This window comes from Rhodanobacter sp. B05, assembly GCF_002001085.1.
Classification (GTDB): domain Bacteria; phylum Pseudomonadota; class Gammaproteobacteria; order Xanthomonadales; family Rhodanobacteraceae; genus Rhodanobacter.
The window spans coordinates 19292-36462 of sequence record NZ_MUNU01000011.1 but is presented as its reverse complement, the minus strand read 5'-3'; the positions used below and the strand labels follow the sequence as shown (position 1 = coordinate 36462).

14 protein-coding genes are annotated in these 17171 nt (G+C 65.4%); 4 read left to right on the top strand and 10 right to left on the bottom strand.

The window, feature by feature from the left end:
* Positions 1-9 precede the first annotated feature (9 nt).
* The 3 genes from B0E47_RS05055 to B0E47_RS05045 form a co-directional block, all read right to left on the bottom strand.
* The gene (locus B0E47_RS05055) at positions 10-1089 is read right to left on the bottom strand and encodes a copper resistance protein B (protein ID WP_174566955.1); all 1080 of its coding nucleotides are present in this window, start codon (positions 1087-1089) and stop codon (positions 10-12) included.
* Positions 1086-2840 (bottom strand): copper resistance system multicopper oxidase, encoded by a 1755-nt coding sequence (locus B0E47_RS05050; protein ID WP_077512923.1) that lies wholly within the window; start codon positions 2838-2840, stop codon positions 1086-1088. The genes B0E47_RS05055 and B0E47_RS05050 overlap by 4 nt, the downstream gene beginning before the upstream one ends.
* A gap of 96 nt (positions 2841-2936) precedes the next feature.
* On the bottom strand, positions 2937-3332 hold the full coding sequence (locus B0E47_RS05045; RefSeq protein WP_139351347.1) for a hypothetical protein: 396 nt from the start codon (positions 3330-3332) through the stop codon (positions 2937-2939).
* Between the two features lie 238 nt (positions 3333-3570).
* Here B0E47_RS05045 and rlmJ point away from each other — a divergent pair, with 238 nt between their 5' ends.
* From rlmJ to B0E47_RS05030, 3 genes are all read left to right on the top strand, one after another.
* Positions 3571-4485 carry a 23S rRNA (adenine(2030)-N(6))-methyltransferase RlmJ gene (gene rlmJ, locus B0E47_RS05040; protein ID WP_077512921.1) on the top strand — a complete coding sequence of 305 codons (915 nt, stop codon included), beginning with the start codon at positions 3571-3573 and terminating at the stop codon, positions 4483-4485.
* A gap of 40 nt (positions 4486-4525) precedes the next feature.
* Positions 4526-5041 (top strand): Slp family lipoprotein, encoded by a 516-nt coding sequence (locus B0E47_RS05035; RefSeq protein ID WP_077512920.1) that lies wholly within the window; start codon positions 4526-4528, stop codon positions 5039-5041.
* Between the two features lie 64 nt (positions 5042-5105).
* Positions 5106-6017: a cation diffusion facilitator family transporter gene (locus B0E47_RS05030; protein ID WP_077512919.1), complete on the top strand. Its 912-nt coding sequence runs from the start codon at positions 5106-5108 to the stop codon at positions 6015-6017.
* 55 nt (positions 6018-6072) lie between these two features.
* On the opposite strand, the gene B0E47_RS05025 is transcribed toward B0E47_RS05030, so the two are convergent.
* The 3 genes from B0E47_RS05025 to B0E47_RS05015 are packed head-to-tail and all read right to left on the bottom strand — an operon-like array spanning position 6073 to position 7477.
* Entirely contained in the window at positions 6073-6753 is a 681-nt protein-coding gene (locus tag B0E47_RS05025) for an aquaporin (RefSeq protein ID WP_077512918.1), read from the bottom strand.
* The gene (locus B0E47_RS05020; protein ID WP_077512917.1) at positions 6753-7136 is read right to left on the bottom strand and encodes an arsenate reductase ArsC; all 384 of its coding nucleotides are present in this window, start codon (positions 7134-7136) and stop codon (positions 6753-6755) included. The genes B0E47_RS05025 and B0E47_RS05020 overlap by 1 nt, the downstream gene beginning before the upstream one ends.
* Positions 7133-7477, bottom strand: a complete 345-nt coding sequence (locus tag B0E47_RS05015; RefSeq protein WP_077512916.1) for a metalloregulator ArsR/SmtB family transcription factor — start codon at positions 7475-7477, stop codon at positions 7133-7135. The genes B0E47_RS05020 and B0E47_RS05015 overlap by 4 nt, the downstream gene beginning before the upstream one ends.
* Before the next feature lie 214 nt (positions 7478-7691).
* Here B0E47_RS05015 and B0E47_RS05010 point away from each other — a divergent pair, with 214 nt between their 5' ends.
* Positions 7692-8231, top strand: coding sequence for a DUF2058 domain-containing protein (locus tag B0E47_RS05010; RefSeq protein ID WP_077512915.1), 540 nt, complete (start codon positions 7692-7694; stop codon positions 8229-8231).
* 290 nt (positions 8232-8521) lie between these two features.
* Here the strand turns inward: B0E47_RS05010 and B0E47_RS05005 are convergent, their stop codons facing one another.
* The 4 genes from B0E47_RS05005 to B0E47_RS04990 all read right to left on the bottom strand — a co-directional run bounded on the left by B0E47_RS05005 (position 8522) and on the right by B0E47_RS04990 (position 17120).
* Positions 8522-8854, bottom strand: a complete 333-nt coding sequence (locus tag B0E47_RS05005; protein WP_139351346.1) for a hypothetical protein — start codon at positions 8852-8854, stop codon at positions 8522-8524.
* Positions 8855-9046: 192 nt separating this feature from the next.
* The gene (locus tag B0E47_RS05000; RefSeq protein ID WP_077512913.1) at positions 9047-11917 is read right to left on the bottom strand and encodes a TonB-dependent receptor; all 2871 of its coding nucleotides are present in this window, start codon (positions 11915-11917) and stop codon (positions 9047-9049) included.
* Positions 11914-16395 (bottom strand): serine/threonine-protein kinase, encoded by a 4482-nt coding sequence (locus B0E47_RS04995; protein ID WP_077512912.1) that lies wholly within the window; start codon positions 16393-16395, stop codon positions 11914-11916. Before B0E47_RS04995 ends, B0E47_RS05000 begins: the two co-directional genes overlap by 4 nt.
* Positions 16392-17120, bottom strand: a complete 729-nt coding sequence (locus tag B0E47_RS04990) for a hypothetical protein (RefSeq protein WP_077512911.1) — start codon at positions 17118-17120, stop codon at positions 16392-16394. Before B0E47_RS04990 ends, B0E47_RS04995 begins: the two co-directional genes overlap by 4 nt.
* Positions 17121-17171: the final 51 nt, after the last annotated feature.

Genomic DNA, 17171 nt, shown 5'->3' with positions numbered 1-17171 from the left:
TGTCTGCCCTCAAAACCAGATGCGAACGCCGACCGCGATCTGCCGGTCGAGCACGGGTTGATGATCCTGCCGCGCGTAGTCGGCCGTGGTGCCGATGCGACGCACCCAGTTCACCCCGATATACGGTGCGAACTGGCGCTGCACCTCATAGCGTAGCCGCAAGCCGAACTGGACGTCGGAGAGACCACGGCCGATGCGCCGCTGCGGATCGTCCTTGCCATAGAAGTTGGCCTCCAGTTCCGGCTGCAGGATCAGGCGCTGGGTGAACAGCAACTCGTAGTCGACCCGCAGGCGCCCCGCCGTCCGGCCGGAAGCCCCGGCATAGGCGGTCGCTTCCAGCTCGAACCGATACGGCGCCAGGCCTTGCACACCGAGCGCGGCCCAGCTGCGGCCGGGCCCTTCACCCAGATCCTGACGGGCACCCAGCTGGGTGCTCCAGTAGGCGGCGACGGCGTGGTTCCAGAACGCCTCCAGATCGCCGTCGTCGAGCTTGCCGCGGCTATGCTCGCCTTCGCTGCGCAGCCACAACTTGTTGCCGTCGTCGCCATACCAACCCTCGGCCTCCCAGCTCTGGCCATCGCCATCGCGGCCGTGGAACGCTTCCAGCCGGTCGATCAGCAGCATGCCGAGCGAGAGCTTGTCGGCCATCTCCATGCCTTGCATGGAACCGTAGTCGAGTCCATCGGAATAATCGGGACTGCGCGCATTCGGCGGCGGATTGCCGCCCTGCATCGGCCCCATCGGCGTGGCCGGCTTCGCGCCGTGATCCATGCCTGGCATGCTGCCGTGGTCCATGTCATCCATGTCGTGGGAGGCCTGTGTCGAAGGCACGGGAACAGGTTTCTTCCCGGCCTGCGTGGCGGGCACGGTCGTCGCCGGTTTCGCCGCCCTGCTTGCGGCAGCCGGCATCGCCATGCCGGGCATGTCGCCGTGATCCATCTGCGGCATCGCGCTCATGCCCATCGACGACGTGCTGCCGGACGCGGGCACGCTCTGCGCCGTGGCCAGCCATGGCAACGCCAGCAGCCACGCCGTCAGCAACACCGGGCGAGTCAGGGGAAGGCAAATGAATCGAAGGCGCGTCCTCATGACACCACCACCTCGCGCATCATGCCCACTTCCATGTGATACAGCATGTGGCAGTGGTACGCCCAGCGGCCGAGGTTGTCGGCGCTCACCGCATAGCTGATGCGCTGCGCGGGCTGCACGTTGATGGTGTGCTTGCGCACCTGGAACTGTCCGTCGGGATTCTCCAGTTCGCTCCACATGCCGTGCAGGTGGATCGGGTGGTTCATCATGGTGTCGTTGACCAGCACCATGCGCAGCCGCTCGCCGCTGTTGAAGTGGATCGGCCGGGCATCGGCGAACTTCACCCCGTCGAACGACCACATGTAGCGTTCCATGTTGCCGGTCAGGTGCAGCTCGATCTCGCGGCCGGGTTCGCGCGGGTCCAGCGAACCACCGATCGTGTGCAGGTCGGCATAGGTCAGCACGCGGCGACCGTTGTCACGCAGGCCGCTGCCCGGATCGTCGAGGTTGTTGCGTGGCATGTCGACGTGCATGTCGACGCCGGGGTTGTGGTATTCGGTGCGGGCATGGCGCACCAGCGGGGCGTCACCCATGGCCATGCCGTCGTGATTCGTGCCGTGAGTATCGCCATGCCCGGCATCGCCCATGGCCATCGTGCCCATCATGTCCTGCATGGTCAGCCAGTGGATGGGGTCGAGCCCGGGCACTTCCGCTTGCATGCCGGGGCGCGGCGCGAGCGTGCCGCGCGCATAGCCGCTGCGGTCGATCGACTGCGCGAACAGCGTGTAGGCGCGATCCTCCTGAGGCTCGACGATCACGTCACAGGTTTCGGCCACCGCGATGCGGAACTCGTCGACCGGCACCGGCTCGACGTCCTGGCCATCGGCGGAAATCACCGTCATCTTCAGGCCCGGAATACGCACGTCGAAGATGCTCATCGACGAACCGTTGATGAAGCGCAGGCGGATCTTCTCGCCGGGCTTGAACAGGCCGGTCCAGTTGCCGGCCGGCGCCGTGCCGTTCATCAGATAGGTATAGGTGTAGCCGGAGACGTCGCTGAAATCGGTCGGATTCATGCGCATCTCGTTCCACATCCTGCGCATGGCCAGGGCCTGGTGCAGACCCTGGTCGCGCACATCGCGGAAGAAGTCCGGCACCGTCGGCCGGGCACGGTTGTAGTAGTCGCCCTGCTTCTTCAGCCTGGCCAGGATCCGAGAGGGATTTTCGTCCGTCCAATCGCTGAGCATCACCACGTAGTCGCGGTCACTCGGGTAGCGCTCCGGCCCGGCCGGCTCGATCACGATCGGGCCATACAGCCCGACCTGCTCCTGGAAGCCGCTGTGCGAGTGGTACCAGTAGGTGCCGGACTGGCGCACCGGAAAGCGGTAGACAAAGGTCTCGCCCGGCGCGACGCCGTCGAAGCTGATCCCGGGTACGCCATCCATCCGGAACGGCAGGATGATGCCGTGCCAGTGGATCGAGGTCGGCACGCGCAGGCGATTGCTCACGCGCAAGGTGACCACGCTGCCTTCCTTCCAGCGCAGGATCGGGCCGGGAACGCTGCCGTTGACGGTCGTGGCGAGCCGGGCGGCGCCGGTGTAGTTGACCGGCGATTGCGCGATGTCCAGCGCGAATTCGGTGCCGCTGAGCACATGCGGATGGAACGAGCCCGCCACCGGCGCATCGCGGCCGACCGCCCAGGCCCGGGACGAACTCAACAGGCCCAGGCCGGCAACCGCGCCGCCCAGGGTCACGCCTTGCACGAAGCGTCGACGCGAGCGGTCGATCGCCGAAGGAGAAAGAGGTTTCATGATTCGATCCACGGAAACACGCATCGCAGCGATGCAGGTCGCGACGGGCTGTCGACGACGGGCCGGAAACAGGCTGTCCCGGAGCGGCGGAGAGAATCAGGCCAGGGGCGGCCGCAAGGGCGCCGCCGTGTTCGGCGAAGGCGCGCGGACCGTGGATGGCGATCCGTAAACGACGACAAAAAGCACCGGCGCCGGAACGACGACGGTCACCGAGTGCAGCACGCTGCCGCACACGGAATGACAGTGGCAGCCTTGCGCCATCCGATCGCCGCAGCAGGCGTGATCGGACATGCTTGCGGCAGGATGGTTCGAACGTGCCGAACCATGGTGAAGGATGACGCCGGTCGCCACCATCGCATGCGCGGCGCTTCCATGCATGCCCATCGCCATCGGCGCCGCGGCGAGGGAGCTGCTGACCAGCATCAGCCACGCCAGCACCGCCAGGGTCCGAAGACCCCGGGATCGGGCGAGCCTGCCCAGCGAGACAATCATGCCGGGAGGGTATCGCCGCATCCTTCGATCTTCAACTCTGGAGGCGGGTCCAGCGGGTTCCGACCTCGGGAGATCGGCCGGAACATCGACCCCGTCATTCCCGCGCAAGCCCAACCGCATCCCGCAACGCACGACGCCTGCGCCCACCGACGTGCAAAGTCGCATCGCGCTGTGATGCAGGCCCCAGAGCGTGGCGTCGACGCATCTATACTTGACCTCCCCGCCCATCGTGAACGCCATGAATTACCGCCATGCCTATCACGCCGGCAATTTCGCCGATGTGCTGAAACATACCGTGCTGCTGGCGTTGATCGAATCGCTGCAGGCCAAGCCGACGCCGTTCTGCTACATCGACACCCATGCCGGCAGCGGCAACTATCCGCTGGATGGCTTCGAGGCGGGCAAGACCGGCGAGCACAAGGACGGCATCGCGCGCCTGCACCCGGCCGAGAAGGTGCCGCCGCTGCTGCAGCGCTGGCGCGCCAGCATCCTGGACAGCAGCGACAATGCGCAAGGCCTGAAACGTTACCCCGGCTCGCCACTGCAGGTGGCTCGCCTGCTGCGTCCCGGCGACAGCGCACAGCTGTGCGAGCTGCACACGGAAGAGGCCTGCAAGCTGCGCGATCTGTTCCGCGGCAACCCGCTGGTGCACGTGCACCAGCGTGACGGTTACGAGGCGTTGAAGGCCTTGCTGCCGCCGAAGGAAAAACGCGGTCTGGTGCTGATCGACCCGCCGTATGAGGCACAGGATGCCGAATACAAGCTGATCGAGCAGGCGCTGAAACCGGCCCTTGAACGCTGGCCCACCGGCATCTACGCCGTGTGGTACCCGATCAAGCTGCGCAGCCAGGTGCAGCCGTTCCTGCGCCGCCTGCAGCACAGCGGCGTCAAGCGCATCCTGCGTGCCGAGCTGCTGGTGCATCCGGACGATACGCCGCTGCGCCTCAACGGTTCGGGCATGGTGATCCTCAATGCGCCGTGGAACCTCGACGACGCCTTGCGCGAACCGCTGCGTGCGCTGGCCAGTCTGCTCGCGCAGGATCGCCCGGCCGAGTGGAAGCTGGACTGGCTGCTGGACGAAGCCGGCAGCCAACTGAACACGCCCAGCCCGTTGCCCGCCTCGCGACTACCGCGGACGCCGAACCGCCGCTAAGCTGAACCCATCCGCCAGCGTCCGACCAGGAGCCAAGATCATGCGCACCCGCCTCGCCTCGACATTGATCCGGCTCGTCCTGCCCGTCGCCCTGTTCGCCCTGGCCGCGTGCGCTCCAGCACCGATCTACAAGACCAGCGGCGCGGCCGCGGTCGCCACGCCGGCGCAGGTGGCACAGACCCCCGAACATTTCAGCGGCAACGAAGTGGTCTGGGGCGGGCGCATCGTCCACGTGAGCAACTTCGCGGACCACAGCGAAATCGAGTTGCTGGGCTATCCGCTGGACTCGTCGCAGCGACCCCGTGCGAACGACAGCGGCGGCGGCCGTTTCATCGCGGTGCTGCACGGCTACATCGAACCACTTAACTATCCTTCCGGGGCACTGATGACGGTCGACGGCAAGCTCAACGGCACCCGCGCCGGCAAGGTGGGCGAGGCCGACTATATGTTTCCGCTGGTCGACGTGACGCAGTCGCACGTATGGACGCCGGAAGAAATGAGCAAAGGCCGCAGCAATTTCAGGTTCGGCGTCGGCGTGGGTGTCGGCATCCGTTGACGGCGTGCAAACCAGTCCGCGGGCTCGGTAGACTGCACAGCTGATTCCCGTGGATTGAAGCTGCATGTCATCTGGTCACGCCAACCCGATCAAGGCGATCCTGCTCGCGCTGGGTGCCAACTTCGCCATCTTCGTGGCCAAGCTGTTCGCCGCCGTCGTCACCGGCTCCGGCGCGATGATGGCCGAGGCCGTGCACTCGCTGGCCGACTGCGGCAACCAGGGCCTGCTGCTGCTCGGCATCCGCCAGGCCAGGCGCCCGCCGTCGGATGAATTCCCGCTCGGCTGGGGCCGCGCCCTGTACTTCTGGTCGTTCCTTGTCGCCATCCTGCTGTTCAGCGTCGGCGGCATGTTCTCGATCTATGAAGGCGTGCACAAGCTCACGAATCCCGAACCGCTGAAATGGCCGTGGCTGGCGCTCGGCGTGCTGGTATTCGGCATCGTCGCCGAAAGCTTCTCGATGCGCGGCTGCATGCAAGAGGTCAACAAGGCACGCGGCACGCAGAGCCTGTGGACGTGGTTCCGCGAAACCCGTTCCAGCGAACTGCTGGTGATCTTCGGCGAAGACCTCGCCGCGCTGATCGGCCTGTGCGTGGCCGCGCTGGCGATCGGCCTGACCATGCTCACGGGCAACCTGATGTTCGACGCCGCCGGCACCATCGCGATCGGTGTCCTGCTGATCGTGGTGGCCGTGCTGGTGGCGATCGAGGTCAAGGCGCTGCTGATCGGCCAGGGCATGGAACCGCGCCGTCGCGACGAATTGATGGCGTTTCTCAAAAGCCGCCCCGAAGTCGCCGAAGTGCTGAACCTGATCACCCTGCAGATGGGTCCCGACGTGATGGTGGCAGTGAAGGCGCGCATGCAGCCGGTCGCCAGCGACCGCGCCCTGATCGACGCGATCAATGCCGTTGAGGCAGCGATGAAAACCGAGTTCGACGACGTGCGCTGGAGTTTCTTCGAGCCGGATATCGCGGACTGATTGGCCAGTCCGCTTTCGGCCAAACCAAAGATCAGGTTGCGACAATCCTGGCGGCTCAGGTTGTCGCTGGGGACGGCTCTTGCGCAAATGCACGCAGTGCGACAGCCACTGCGTAACCCAGCACGGCACCAACAATCTGTGCGAGCACAAAGCCAGTGACATCTTGCGGCCGTATGCCTGCAAACGTCTGGGTCAACGCGCGTGCAAGTGTCACGGCCGGGTTCGCGAAGGATGTGCTCGCGGTGAACCAGTAGGCGGCGAAGATGTAGCTTGCCACCAGGGCCGGGACAGCCGCCGGCCGGTGACGGCGACCAAGCAGGATGGTCAGCATCAGCCCGAAGGTAGCCACAGCTTCGCTGATCCACTGCGGCAGCCCAGCGCGAACGTGTATGCCGAGCTGGATCAGCGGCAGGTTGAACATGAGGTGGGCAAGCATCACCCCCGCTACCGCAGCGACCAGTTGCACCACGACATAGGCCAGTGCATCGCGATTGCCGATCTCGCCATGCATGCGCATGACCAGCGTGACCACCGGGTTGAAATGCGCACCCGAGATCGGTGCAAACAGCTCGACAAGGACGTAAAGGACGCAGGCTGTCGCGGCGGCATTCGCCAGCAGAGCGATCGCGTTGTTCCCGTTCGCAAGGGCCACTCCCATGATGCCTGAGCCAACCACCGTGGCCAGCAGCAGCGAGGTGCCGATGAATTCCGCCAGCAATTTGCGCCAGAGGTTCATCAGAGCGTCGCCAGCAGGGTTCGGACGCGGGACGCAATGTCGTCGCGAACCGCGCGATAGGCGTCATCATCCATGTGCTTCGGATCAGGCAGGCCCCAGTCCTCCCGACGCATGGTCGGCACCCAGGGGCATTCGTCGCCACAGCCCATCGTGATCACGGCGTCGAACTCGCCCTCAACTTCGCCGAGCGACTTGGAGGCATGCTTCGTCAAGTCGTAGCCCAGTTCAGCCATGAACCGGACGGCCTTCGGATTGATCAGCCCGGAGGGGCGCGATCCTGCACTCAAGGCTTCCACCCGATCCCCGCCATGGATGTGCGCGAACGCTTCGGCCATCTGGCTGCGATTGGAATTTTCGATGCAGACGAACAGGATGCGTTTCATACCTTCCGCCGTGTGGGTTTGCATACAGCCACGGGCTCGCAACAACTGGGGTCCTCTGAACTCGCGCAGCAGTTCTCCGTGAGGAAGCCCAGCAGTGCATTCATCTGCTTGTAGTTCGCACGGCACAGGATCACGCGGCCTCGCCGCTCGTCACTGACCATTCCCGCACGACGCAGGATGTGCAGATGATTGGTCAGCGTGGCTCCCGCCAGGCCTGTCGCCCCGGCGAGCTCGCCCACGGCCATGCCCGCCTCGCCAGCCTGGACCAGCAGGCGAAAAACGTTCAAGCGATGCTCCTGGGCCAGAGCGTTGAGGCACGTGAGTGCGTTTTCGGATTTCATGTTTCCATAGTTATGGAAATATGAAATCAAATCAAGCCCGCGAAATCAGCGAGTAACTGGCCGATAGCAGACGTCGCACCGGCCTGGCTCGTACAAAAGTACTGGTCACGATGAGCAATGAATACGCGGATGCTGTTATTTGTCATCGGATGGCCGCAGGCACCCGCGCTACAATCACCGTCCGCAATCCCGCCAGCTCCTCCACCGCCCCTGCATGCGCAATCCCCTGCAAGAACAACTGCTCAAGGCCGGCCTGGTCAACAAAACCAGGGCGGCGCAGGTGGTGCGCGAGCAGGCGAAGAACCACAAGGGCAAGACGCCAGCGCCACCCAGTGCCGAGCAGGTCGAGGCGAAGCGGCTGCAGGCGGAGAAGACCGAGCGCGATCGCGCGCTGGCGGCGGAGCGCAATACGCAGGTGCGTGCCAATGAAGCGCACGCGCAGGTTCGGCAGATCGTCGAGGCGCACAAGGTGAAGCGCGAGGGCGAGATCGCCTATCGTTTCACCGATGGCGACGCGATCAGGGACGTGCTGGTGAACGCGGCGCTGCGTGCGCAACTGGCCGCCGGCACGCTGGTGATCGTGCGCCATGACCCTGGCTACGAGCTGCTGCCCCGCGTGGCTGCCGACAAGGTACGCGAACGCGACGCCACGGTGATCGTGCTCGACCACGGCCAGAGCGAAACCGGGAATGACGATGACCCGGACGATGAATACTACCGACGGTTCGAAGTGCCTGACGACCTGATCTGGTAATGGGAAGCTTCCGCCGGCACGAGTGCCGCAGCAATTGACCGGCTGACGTCGGTGCTCGCGACCCACTTGCCATCTATTGACCGGCTCGCGGCTGGGTCGGCGTGAGGCGTGAGGCGTGAGGGTTGTCCCCGCATTCACCCGGGAACGTACAGCAATCGCTGCCGCCATATCAGTGATCGGATACCCCCATGATGATCCTCATGATGCCATCCTGTGCCACGCGACATCATCGACGACATGCGACACGCCCCGCTTTGGCGGGGCGTATCGGTGCCGATTTGCAGTCAGGCTCACTTGGCGGCGAACTGCCCGCTCGCCGCGTTCACCTGTGCGACGTACTCCTGCGTCAATGCCTGATAGCGTTTCTGCAGGCGATCGATCCCGCCGGTCAGGTTTTCCGGATAGGACGTGCGTGTGCCGAAAAGCATGCCTATTTCGCGCTTCGAGAAGTGCGCGCGAATCCAGAGGTGAAAGTCCGCGCAGGCCGGTGCGTCGGCTGGCGGCGTACAGGACGCCACTTCGGCTGAAGAGACATGCACCGGCGGCAGGGTATGGACGCTGGCGGCCGCAGCGAACCCGGGCACGGCGAATGCGATGGCGATTGCGATGATGCGCAGTTTCATGATGGTCACCTCTGAAACCTTGCAGCAGGTCTTCCGTGACGGGCCTGCATGGAAATTTGGGTCGCGGCATCCTGCCGGCGGCGAGGGTGCGTCCCTCACCTTGATGTTCGGGATCCGCCGCCAGGGATTACATGGGCGGTGCTGCGCGATCGCCCGTGAGCGAATGGGTCGATCGGCAACCGGACAACGGCGTCAGTACCGCTGCCGGTAACTCGCCCACCAGAACCGGCCCGGTATGTCGTAATCGGGGAAGAACGAATTGGCGCCCGCCGCCGAGTACGCTACCGGCGGGTCGCGATCGAACGCGTTGCGTACGCCCAGCATGAAACGACCTTTCCATGGCGCAGCCCACCCCACCTCAAGATCCACGTAGGTGACCGCACCGACACGATTGCGTGGTGCGGGCATTCCGTCCAGCATTCGGTCCGGGTCGGAACACAGCGCATTGAGTGACGGGTCAGCAACTTCATCGGCGACAAACGTGACTTCGCTGCAATCCTCCTTGATCGGCGAGAAGTAGCGCCCGGAAATCGAGGCCTCCCAGTTGCCGCGTTTCCAGCCAAGCGTCGCCACCGAGCGCATGCGCCAGATCACACCGTATGTCTCGGTATTGCTTCCCGCAACGTTGCCCTGCGACAGCGAACCGTCCGGCAATGATGTGCCGTACGCGGGCCTGCCGATGGCGCCCCAGTAATCCACGTAGGCACTTTCCCAGCGCAAATTGAAATCGCCGTAACTCGTTGCGTGCCTCCAGTTCAGCGCGAAATCCCAGCCTTCGGTTTCGATTCCGCCGGGCAGGTTTTCATCGATGGCAATCACGTGAGCAAGCTGACCATCCGGAAATCGCGTGAGATGCGAGCACGCCACGGGATCGTTCTGCCCGTAGCAGGCGTCAACGAAGAATTGCGCGCCCGGGTTGCCGATCGCATTGCGGATTTCGATGCGATACCAGTCGGCGCTGACGTCCAGCCCGGGAATCCATCGCGGGCTGTAGACAACGCCCGCCGTCAGCGAACGCGAGGTTTCCGGCTGCAGTGCGGAATTGCCGCCGGTGGCGGTCTCGACGCCGTCATTGGCAATCACGCCCGCAGGCACACCATGAGCGAGACAGTTGGCGGCAACAGAGGGCGGCGGCACGTAACCGGCTTGCGTCGCGCAGATGTCGTTGACTGCCTCCCCGGTGCCCTCGATCGTGCCGCCGAAGGCTTCAAAGATGCTCGGGGCGCGAAATCCCTGCGACCAGGTCGAACGAACCAGCAGGTCGTCCACCGGTTTCCAGCGCAATCCCGCACGCGAGTTGTCCGTCCCCCCGAACAAGGAATAGTCCGAATAACGCGAGGCGAGGTTGACACCGAGCTGGCGCGCCAGCGGCGCGTCCTTCAGTAGCGGGATGTCCAATTCGAGGTAAGCCTCATTCACGGCATAAGCGCCTTGCGTTGGCCCGTAACTCACGCCGGTGCCATTGGCGAGGCCGGCGACGACCAGCGGATCCGGCTCGTCGCTACCGCGCTCCAACCGCCGTTGCACTCCGGCTGCAAAACCCAACGGCCCCGCAGTCAGGTCCGCCAGTGTCGTGGATGCAGACAGATCGAGCGAATCCGAGCGCGCGGATTTGTGGTTGCTGACGTCCACGTCGAGATAATCGAGCATCGTCTGGGTGAAACGCCCGGGCCCGGTGAACAAGTCCACGGGAACGCAGCCGGCAATCACATCTCCCGGGGTACCGCAACGCGCGATACCCTGGGTATCGTAAAAAGAAGGCCCCACCGCCAGTGCCAGCTTGGCATTGTCCACGTACGGGCCTGCAAACTCGCTCTGCAACACGCGAGTCCGGGTGGCGTCGGCGTTCCAGCTCCAGTCGCGTCCGAACAGCGTGACCAGCCCGTCCAACCCAAGATGGAGGCGTGTCGTATCGACGCTTTGTTCGAAACGGCGCGGCGCCGAATCCGCCCATCGCGTGAATACATCCGCCACCGGCTCACCGAACGGGTTGTAGATGTTTTGCGCGGAAACGACGAACGACTGTGGATCGGGGGCGAGGAAAGCATCCTCGCCGAAGAACACCACGGGTGGCGCGAGCTGTTGCGAAGAACGGCGCCGGTTGAACAAAGCGTCGGCGCTGAAGGCGAGCGCGGGCGAGAACTCCCAACGGAATTGACCGAATGCCGCGCGCCGCTTTTGAGGCGTTTGCAGATAGTTGTAGGGTACGTAATCGTAATTGGAATCGACCGCATTGTTTACCGGACGAAAATCGTCCAGGGACGTGCCGGGACGACCGTGGATCAGTGTGACCGGCCCCAAACTCGGCACGATGAACACCCCATATTGGGTCGCCGCCGAGCCGGTCGCGCCCAGCGGCAAGCCCACGATGGGAACCGATGAGATCCTGCGCGCGTCCGCCATGACCGGATCGTCGTCACCGAACTCCAGCCCGAACGATGCATTCCATTTTTCGCCGCTGCGGCCGAAGCTGAAGTCTGCTTCCCTGCGGGCGCCATCGCCGTGATCGGTCTGGCCAGAATAAACGCCAAGTTCCGCGCCCTGATAGTTGCGCCGGGTGATGATGTTGATCACGCCGCCGATCGCATCGGACCCGTAAATGGCCGAAGCGCCGTCTTTCAGTACTTCGATGCGTTCGACCAGGGCAACCGGAATCGCCGAAAGGTCCACCGCGCCATCCACGTCCGAGGCCCAGCGGTGGCCGTTGAGCAGCACCAGCGTGCGATTGGAGCCAAGGCTGCGCAGGTTGACGGTCAGTTCACCGTTGCCACCGTTGTTGATGTTGCGGTTCAACGTCTGTCCGTCCGCGACGATCAGCGATTGCACGATGTCGGCGACGCTGGTGAGGCCGGTGCGCTGGATGTCTTTCTTCGTGATTACCTGCAGCGGATGTTCGGTTTCCAAGTCCACGCCGCGGATATGCGTGCCGGTTACCACGACGGTTGCCAGGGTTTTCGGTGGTGGCGTCGGCGTGGCGCTATCCGGTGGCTCATCGTTTTGCGCGGCCCATGACGCACACGGCACGCACAGCAGGAGCGCAAGCATCAGCCTTTTGTCGTTCATTGCGACGCGCTCACGACGGCTCGATCGGGTCGGAAAGGCTCCAGGGTCAGCGCAAGAAACAGCAGGCCGGGACTGGCCGCTGGCGGGGCTTCGAGCGAAATGGCCGCTACCGGGCGATCTGGCTCGGGGTTTTCCAATCGCACCACGTAGCTCGCCACCGCCGCCGTCTCGCCGCTGTCGCCGAAGCCCCAGGCGCGCAGGCCCATGGCAAATTCGCCGAGCCAGCCGACGCGGCGCCCGCTGCTGCCGGTTGGCCGGATGTCGAGCAACGAGCGCGTGTCGCGGTTATCGAGGATCGCGAGCACCCGTTCGCCGCCATCGACATAACGCAGTCGCACTGCGCTGGTTTCCGCCGCAACGGATTGGAACTGGAAAACCAGTGCGTCGATCGCGACGATGCGTTGCGGCGCAATCCGCAGCGACGGCGACTGCGCGGGAAACTCGGTATTGAGCAGATTCAGCGGGGTGCCGGAAAGCTGCACGGCGCGGCCCAGCAGGAAATCGACGCCGTCGTAGCGTTGCAGGCCGCGCGGCAGGGTCGGCAGACTCTGCGGGCGCGGCGGCACGCGCGCGGCCCGATTCATCGGCGTGCGCGGTTCGACGTTGGCGATCGCATCGAGATTCAGCGGTTGGTAGCGCGAATCCGCCACCGGCGCGGCGACGGCACTGTCCACGGCAGCCGCAGCCGCTTCGGGCGGCTCCGGCGCAGGCCCTGGATCGGCGGCGCGCAGCTTCCGGCGTTGTTCGGCCGACAACGCCGATGGCGACCTGCCCTGATCGGTGTCACCCCGGTCCGTGAAATCCCGCAGGTGCAGGTCTTGTTCGATCTGCGCCACGGGCCGCGTGTCGGCGACGATGCGCCACTGGAACCAGCGCCCACCGATGGTGCGGCCGATCAAACGGGAGCCATCCGGCGCGAACGCAAGCTGCTGCACTGCGTCGTGACTGGGCAGCGGCAGCTTGAGGTCCGGCGTGAGTCGTTCGTTGCGGTCAATGTCGAACAAGCCCACGCCATCGAGCAAGCCCAGGGCGAGCAGATGGCCGTCCGGACTGATCGCGCCGACGTTGACGCGGTTGTGGGCGTCCGGCACCACGGACAGCGTTTTTTTCACGGCGCCGGCGAACAGACTTGGTCCAGCGGTCTCGATCAGGCCGCGCTCGTGCGGCAATGCCAGCCGCCAAATCTCAACCACAGGCTGGCCTGTCTCGATCAGGCCGCGCCCGTGCGGCAATGCCAGCAGGCCAAATTCCTCATCGACCTCATCAGGCTTGCCGATGGGTTGCCCGCTGGCGTCCCAGTGCCAGAGCTTCGAGTCCGGGCCATCGCCCCAGCCGGTCGCGCCGGACAGGCTCCAGATGCTTCCATCGCCGGCGAAGCGTGCATCCACGATGTGCGCGTGCGTCTTGTCCTTGTGCAGCAGGTTCTGCACGATCTTCGCTCGGTCGGTATCGATTACCCGCACCAGGTTGGAATCCGCCGCGAAGGTATTGCGGTATTCAAAGACCAGCAGGCGGCGGCCATCGTCGGACAGGCGCAGCGCGCCGAGCGGACCGCGCAGGCGAACCGGCGCGCCACGTGGTCGCCCGGTGGCAAGATCGAACAGGCGCACATCCTCGAAGAACTCGCCCTTGTCGTTGCTGCCGGTGGCAACGGCGAGCACCGGCGCGGCGGCAGCCACGCCCAGGCGCAGCGGCGAATCCGGCAGTGCGACCACCGGCCAGCAGCGCGTCCCGTCACGCCAGTTCCAGCAGGACATTTCACGCCCGGCGATGGCGATCAGGCGCGTGCCGCTGCCGTCCAGCCCGGCATAGGTCGGTGCTTCGGGCAACGCGATGGTCTTGCCCGCGGTGCGGCCGCTCGCGAGCTCGAATACGCCGACCCGCTTGCCGTCGGCGAAGACGAGATGTCGGCCGTCGAAGCGCAACGTGTCCGACACCAGCGGCGCGGCAGTACGTCCGTCGAACGGCGTCCAGCGCATGCGCCACAGCTTGAGCACGCCGTTGTCGCCGCTCGCCATCAGGTGCGATCGCGCATCGCTTGCCAGCGCGAAGCGCGCGCCGTAGGCAACCATCGGCGGCGCGGAAGCGACCGGCGCCGACAGCGGAAAGCCCGGTTCCGGCAGGTGCCACACGATCGCGCTGGTCGCCCAATGGCGGGTCAGTATGGTGGACGCGTCCGGCCCGAAATCGACATCGGTCAGGGCGCTGGGGTCGAGATCGTTGCCGAGGGCGACCGGCACGGCGACCGGTGCGAGCGTGCGTGCGTCGAACACGCCCATTTCGCTGGGCTCGTTGGAAGCTGCGAGCAGGCGGCTGCCATCGGCGCTGAAGCGCAGCCGCGCGATCCATCCGTTGAATCGGGTTTGCAGCCACGTGGTCTTGCCGGTGTCGAGATCCCATACCGCGATCTGCCCGGAGGTGGTGCCGATGGCAAGCTGCCTGCCATCGTGACGCACCGCCCAGGCGGTCGCGCGATCCTGCTCCATGGTCAGATTCAACGTATGCTGCGGGCGCATGTGTCCGGCATCGAAACTGCGGAAGCCCAGCTTCGCGCCGTCGGCCTGTACCATCGTTGCGCCATCGTCGGTGAGCAGCGCCTCGCCCTGCAACTGGATGCCGTCCGATGTCGCCACGACGTTGCCATCGAGATGGGCCAGGTCGCCGTCTGCAGCCCACGGCAGTGTGCGCCAGCGCTGCACGTTGCCGTGCCTGTCGAACAGCAGCGCGTGGCGGCCATCCGCGGTGTAGTCGACGGCGAGGAAGTCGACGAATTGCTTCGGCGGCGTGACCAGCGTGCCCGCGGCGACGTCAATCAGCGCACTGTCGATGTCGTGCGGAAAGAGTGCGGAGTTCATGCCACTATCCGGACCACCCGATTCGGGGTGGCAGATCAGGCGCCGCCCGTCGTCCGAAAAATGCACTCCCATCGGCGCCTGGTTGAAATCCATCGCCGTCATTCCGAACGAATTCGGCGTGGCCTCCACGCGCCAGCGTTGCGTACCGCTGGCGACATCGATCAGGTGAACCGTGCGGCCGCCGGTGACGACGGCAACGGATTTTCCATCGGGAGAAATCGCCAGTGAGGTGATCTGCGCGCCATCGCCGAGGGGAATCGCATCGATGAGTCGCGGCGCGTTCGCAAGTACGGTACCAATGCGCAGGCGCGCGAGCGCGGCGCCGTCGCGGTCGCCGTGGGCCTCCATCTCGCGCAGGTTCGCCACCACGTTGGCGAGCGCCGGATAGGCATCGCCTCGTTCCATCTGGTGCTGCGAGACGTCGGTGCGCGCGTTCCACAGCGTGCGCTGGGCGACATCGGCATTGTTCTGCGCCAGCACCGCGTTTTGCCCGGCGTGCCGCCACTGCACGCTGGTGGCGACCAGGCCGATGACCAGTGCCGCGATCGCGCAGGCAATGCTGGCGGCGAGCTTGGGTTCGCGGCGCGACCAACGTGCCAGACGCTGTACGGCGTTCAGCGGCCGCGCCCGCACCGGACGTCCTTCCGCGTAACGCACCAGGTCATCGGCGAGTGCGCGCGCGGACGGATATCGTTCGGCGGTATCGCGGGCCAGACAACGCAGCGCGATCGCCTGCAGATCCGGCGACACCGACGGTTGCAAGCGGCGCGGCGCGCGCACGGTGCCTTCCAGCACCAGCTTCAGTGTCGCCTGCGCGCTGTCGGCACGGAACGGCGGCTGGCCGGTCAGGAGTTCATACAGGATCGCGCCCAGACCCCACACGTCGGTCGCCGTGGTGAGCCGGCTGCTGCGCACCTGCGCCTGCTCCGGCGCCATGTAGGAAGGTGTGCCCGAGACTTCATCGTTGTCGAGCGCCAGCGTGCTGCCGTCCAGCCTTCGGGCCAGGCCGAAGTCGGCGACATGGGCCACGCCATTCCCGTCGATCAGCACATTGCCGGGCTTGAGATCGAGATGCAACACGCCGACGCTGTGTGCATAGGCAACCGCCTCGGCCACCGTGCGCAGCAGCAGCGCCGCCTGCCTCGGTGCCAGACGTTCACCACTCTTGAGCAGCGCCGACAGACTGCGTCCCTCGATCAGCCGCATGCTCATGAAGTGCAGGCCCTCGAAGCTGCCAGCTTCGAACACCGTGACAATGTGCGGGTGCTGCATTCGCGCGGCGTTCTGCGCTTCACGCTCGAAACGCGCAATGAAATCCTTCGATGCCCACGGCCCTGCCGACAACAGCTTCAACGCGACCTCACGATCCAGCGAGCGCTGGTACGCACGGTACACGACGCCCATGCCGCCCTCGCCGATCTGCTCCAGCAGTTCGTAGTCGCCGAACTGGCGCTGCGCCGGATCGGTGAGGTCGAGCTCCAGGCTCTCCGCGTGCAGCAGCGCCAGGTGCCGGGCCTGGGTGGAATCGTCAAAGCGGCTCAGGCTTCCGAAGGCCAGCTCGGCCAATCCTTGCAGGTCGGGCCGCGCAGCACCCGGCAGCGATTCGGACGGCGCGGCGGTCATGCCTGGGTTCCCCCGCCCAACACCGCGAACAGCGCCCGTTGTTCGCCATCCAGTGCTTCGGGCGACGCCACGGTGCCAATCAACTCCTGTTGCACCAGCTCGCGAAAACGCTGGCGCAGACGCTTCAGGGCCAGCACCAGCGCCAGCGGCCGAATGCCCAGGCGCTGGCCGATCTCCTCGTACTGTCCCGGCAGCGGATCGTGCGCGAGATACGGCTCCAGCGCCTCGTACATGTCCAGATGTCCGGTCTGGCCTGCTTCGGACTGCAGCCGCTTGAACCCGCGTGCCAGCACCTCCAGCGCGAAGCCGCGCTGGAAGGCCTGCTCCGGCGAGCCAGCCGCCACACGGTCATCGCGGTTGCGCCGCTCCAGGTCCTCCAGCGCGGGCGCGATCACGATCGCGTCGTTCCCGGTCAACTCCTGCCAGTCGCCCGCGAGAAACGTATTGAGCCGCCACAGCAACCAGTCGCGAAAGCGCCCCTGCGGCAGTGCGCCGTCGCCGGGCTCGGCGGCGAGGTGCTGGAAGAATGCCCGCGTGATGTCCTGTGCGATCTCCGACGCGTGCCCGCAGCGGCGCACGTAGGCATACACCGGATACCAGTAGCGCACCGCGAGCTCCAGCAACGCCTCGCGCGCCTCGCCGGGGCGTGGCGCGCGCAGTTGTTGCACCAGCGACCAGCGCGTGCGGGTGAAGTCATCAGTTCGAAGATGATTGGCAGGCTCCACGAGACATTCCTTCTGACCTCGCTGATGTTTCCGCAAACCGGGCCGGTGATT

Bases quoted from the DNA above. Each gene is read 5' to 3' on its own strand.
- B0E47_RS05030 (WP_077512919.1), top strand. From the start codon at position 5,106: ATGTCATCTGGTCACGCCAACCCGATCAAGGCGATCCTGCTCGCGCTG.
- rlmJ (WP_077512921.1), top strand. From the start codon at position 3,571: ATGAATTACCGCCATGCCTATCACGCCGGCAATTTCGCCGATGTGCTG.
- B0E47_RS05010 (WP_077512915.1), top strand. From the start codon at position 7,692: ATGCGCAATCCCCTGCAAGAACAACTGCTCAAGGCCGGCCTGGTCAAC.
- B0E47_RS05045 (WP_139351347.1), bottom strand. From the start codon at position 3,332: ATGATTGTCTCGCTGGGCAGGCTCGCCCGATCCCGGGGTCTTCGGACC.
- B0E47_RS05035 (WP_077512920.1), top strand. From the start codon at position 4,526: ATGCGCACCCGCCTCGCCTCGACATTGATCCGGCTCGTCCTGCCCGTC.
- B0E47_RS05005 (WP_139351346.1), bottom strand. From the start codon at position 8,854: ATGAAACTGCGCATCATCGCAATCGCCATCGCATTCGCCGTGCCCGGG.
- B0E47_RS05050 (WP_077512923.1), bottom strand. From the start codon at position 2,840: ATGAAACCTCTTTCTCCTTCGGCGATCGACCGCTCGCGTCGACGCTTC.
- B0E47_RS04995 (WP_077512912.1), bottom strand. From the start codon at position 16,395: ATGACCGCCGCGCCGTCCGAATCGCTGCCGGGTGCTGCGCGGCCCGAC.
- B0E47_RS05000 (WP_077512913.1), bottom strand. From the start codon at position 11,917: ATGAACGACAAAAGGCTGATGCTTGCGCTCCTGCTGTGCGTGCCGTGT.
- B0E47_RS05020 (WP_077512917.1), bottom strand. From the start codon at position 7,136: ATGAAACGCATCCTGTTCGTCTGCATCGAAAATTCCAATCGCAGCCAG.
- B0E47_RS05025 (WP_077512918.1), bottom strand. From the start codon at position 6,753: ATGAACCTCTGGCGCAAATTGCTGGCGGAATTCATCGGCACCTCGCTG.
- B0E47_RS05055 (WP_174566955.1), bottom strand. From the start codon at position 1,089: ATGAGGACGCGCCTTCGATTCATTTGCCTTCCCCTGACTCGCCCGGTG.
- B0E47_RS05015 (WP_077512916.1), bottom strand. From the start codon at position 7,477: ATGAAATCCGAAAACGCACTCACGTGCCTCAACGCTCTGGCCCAGGAG.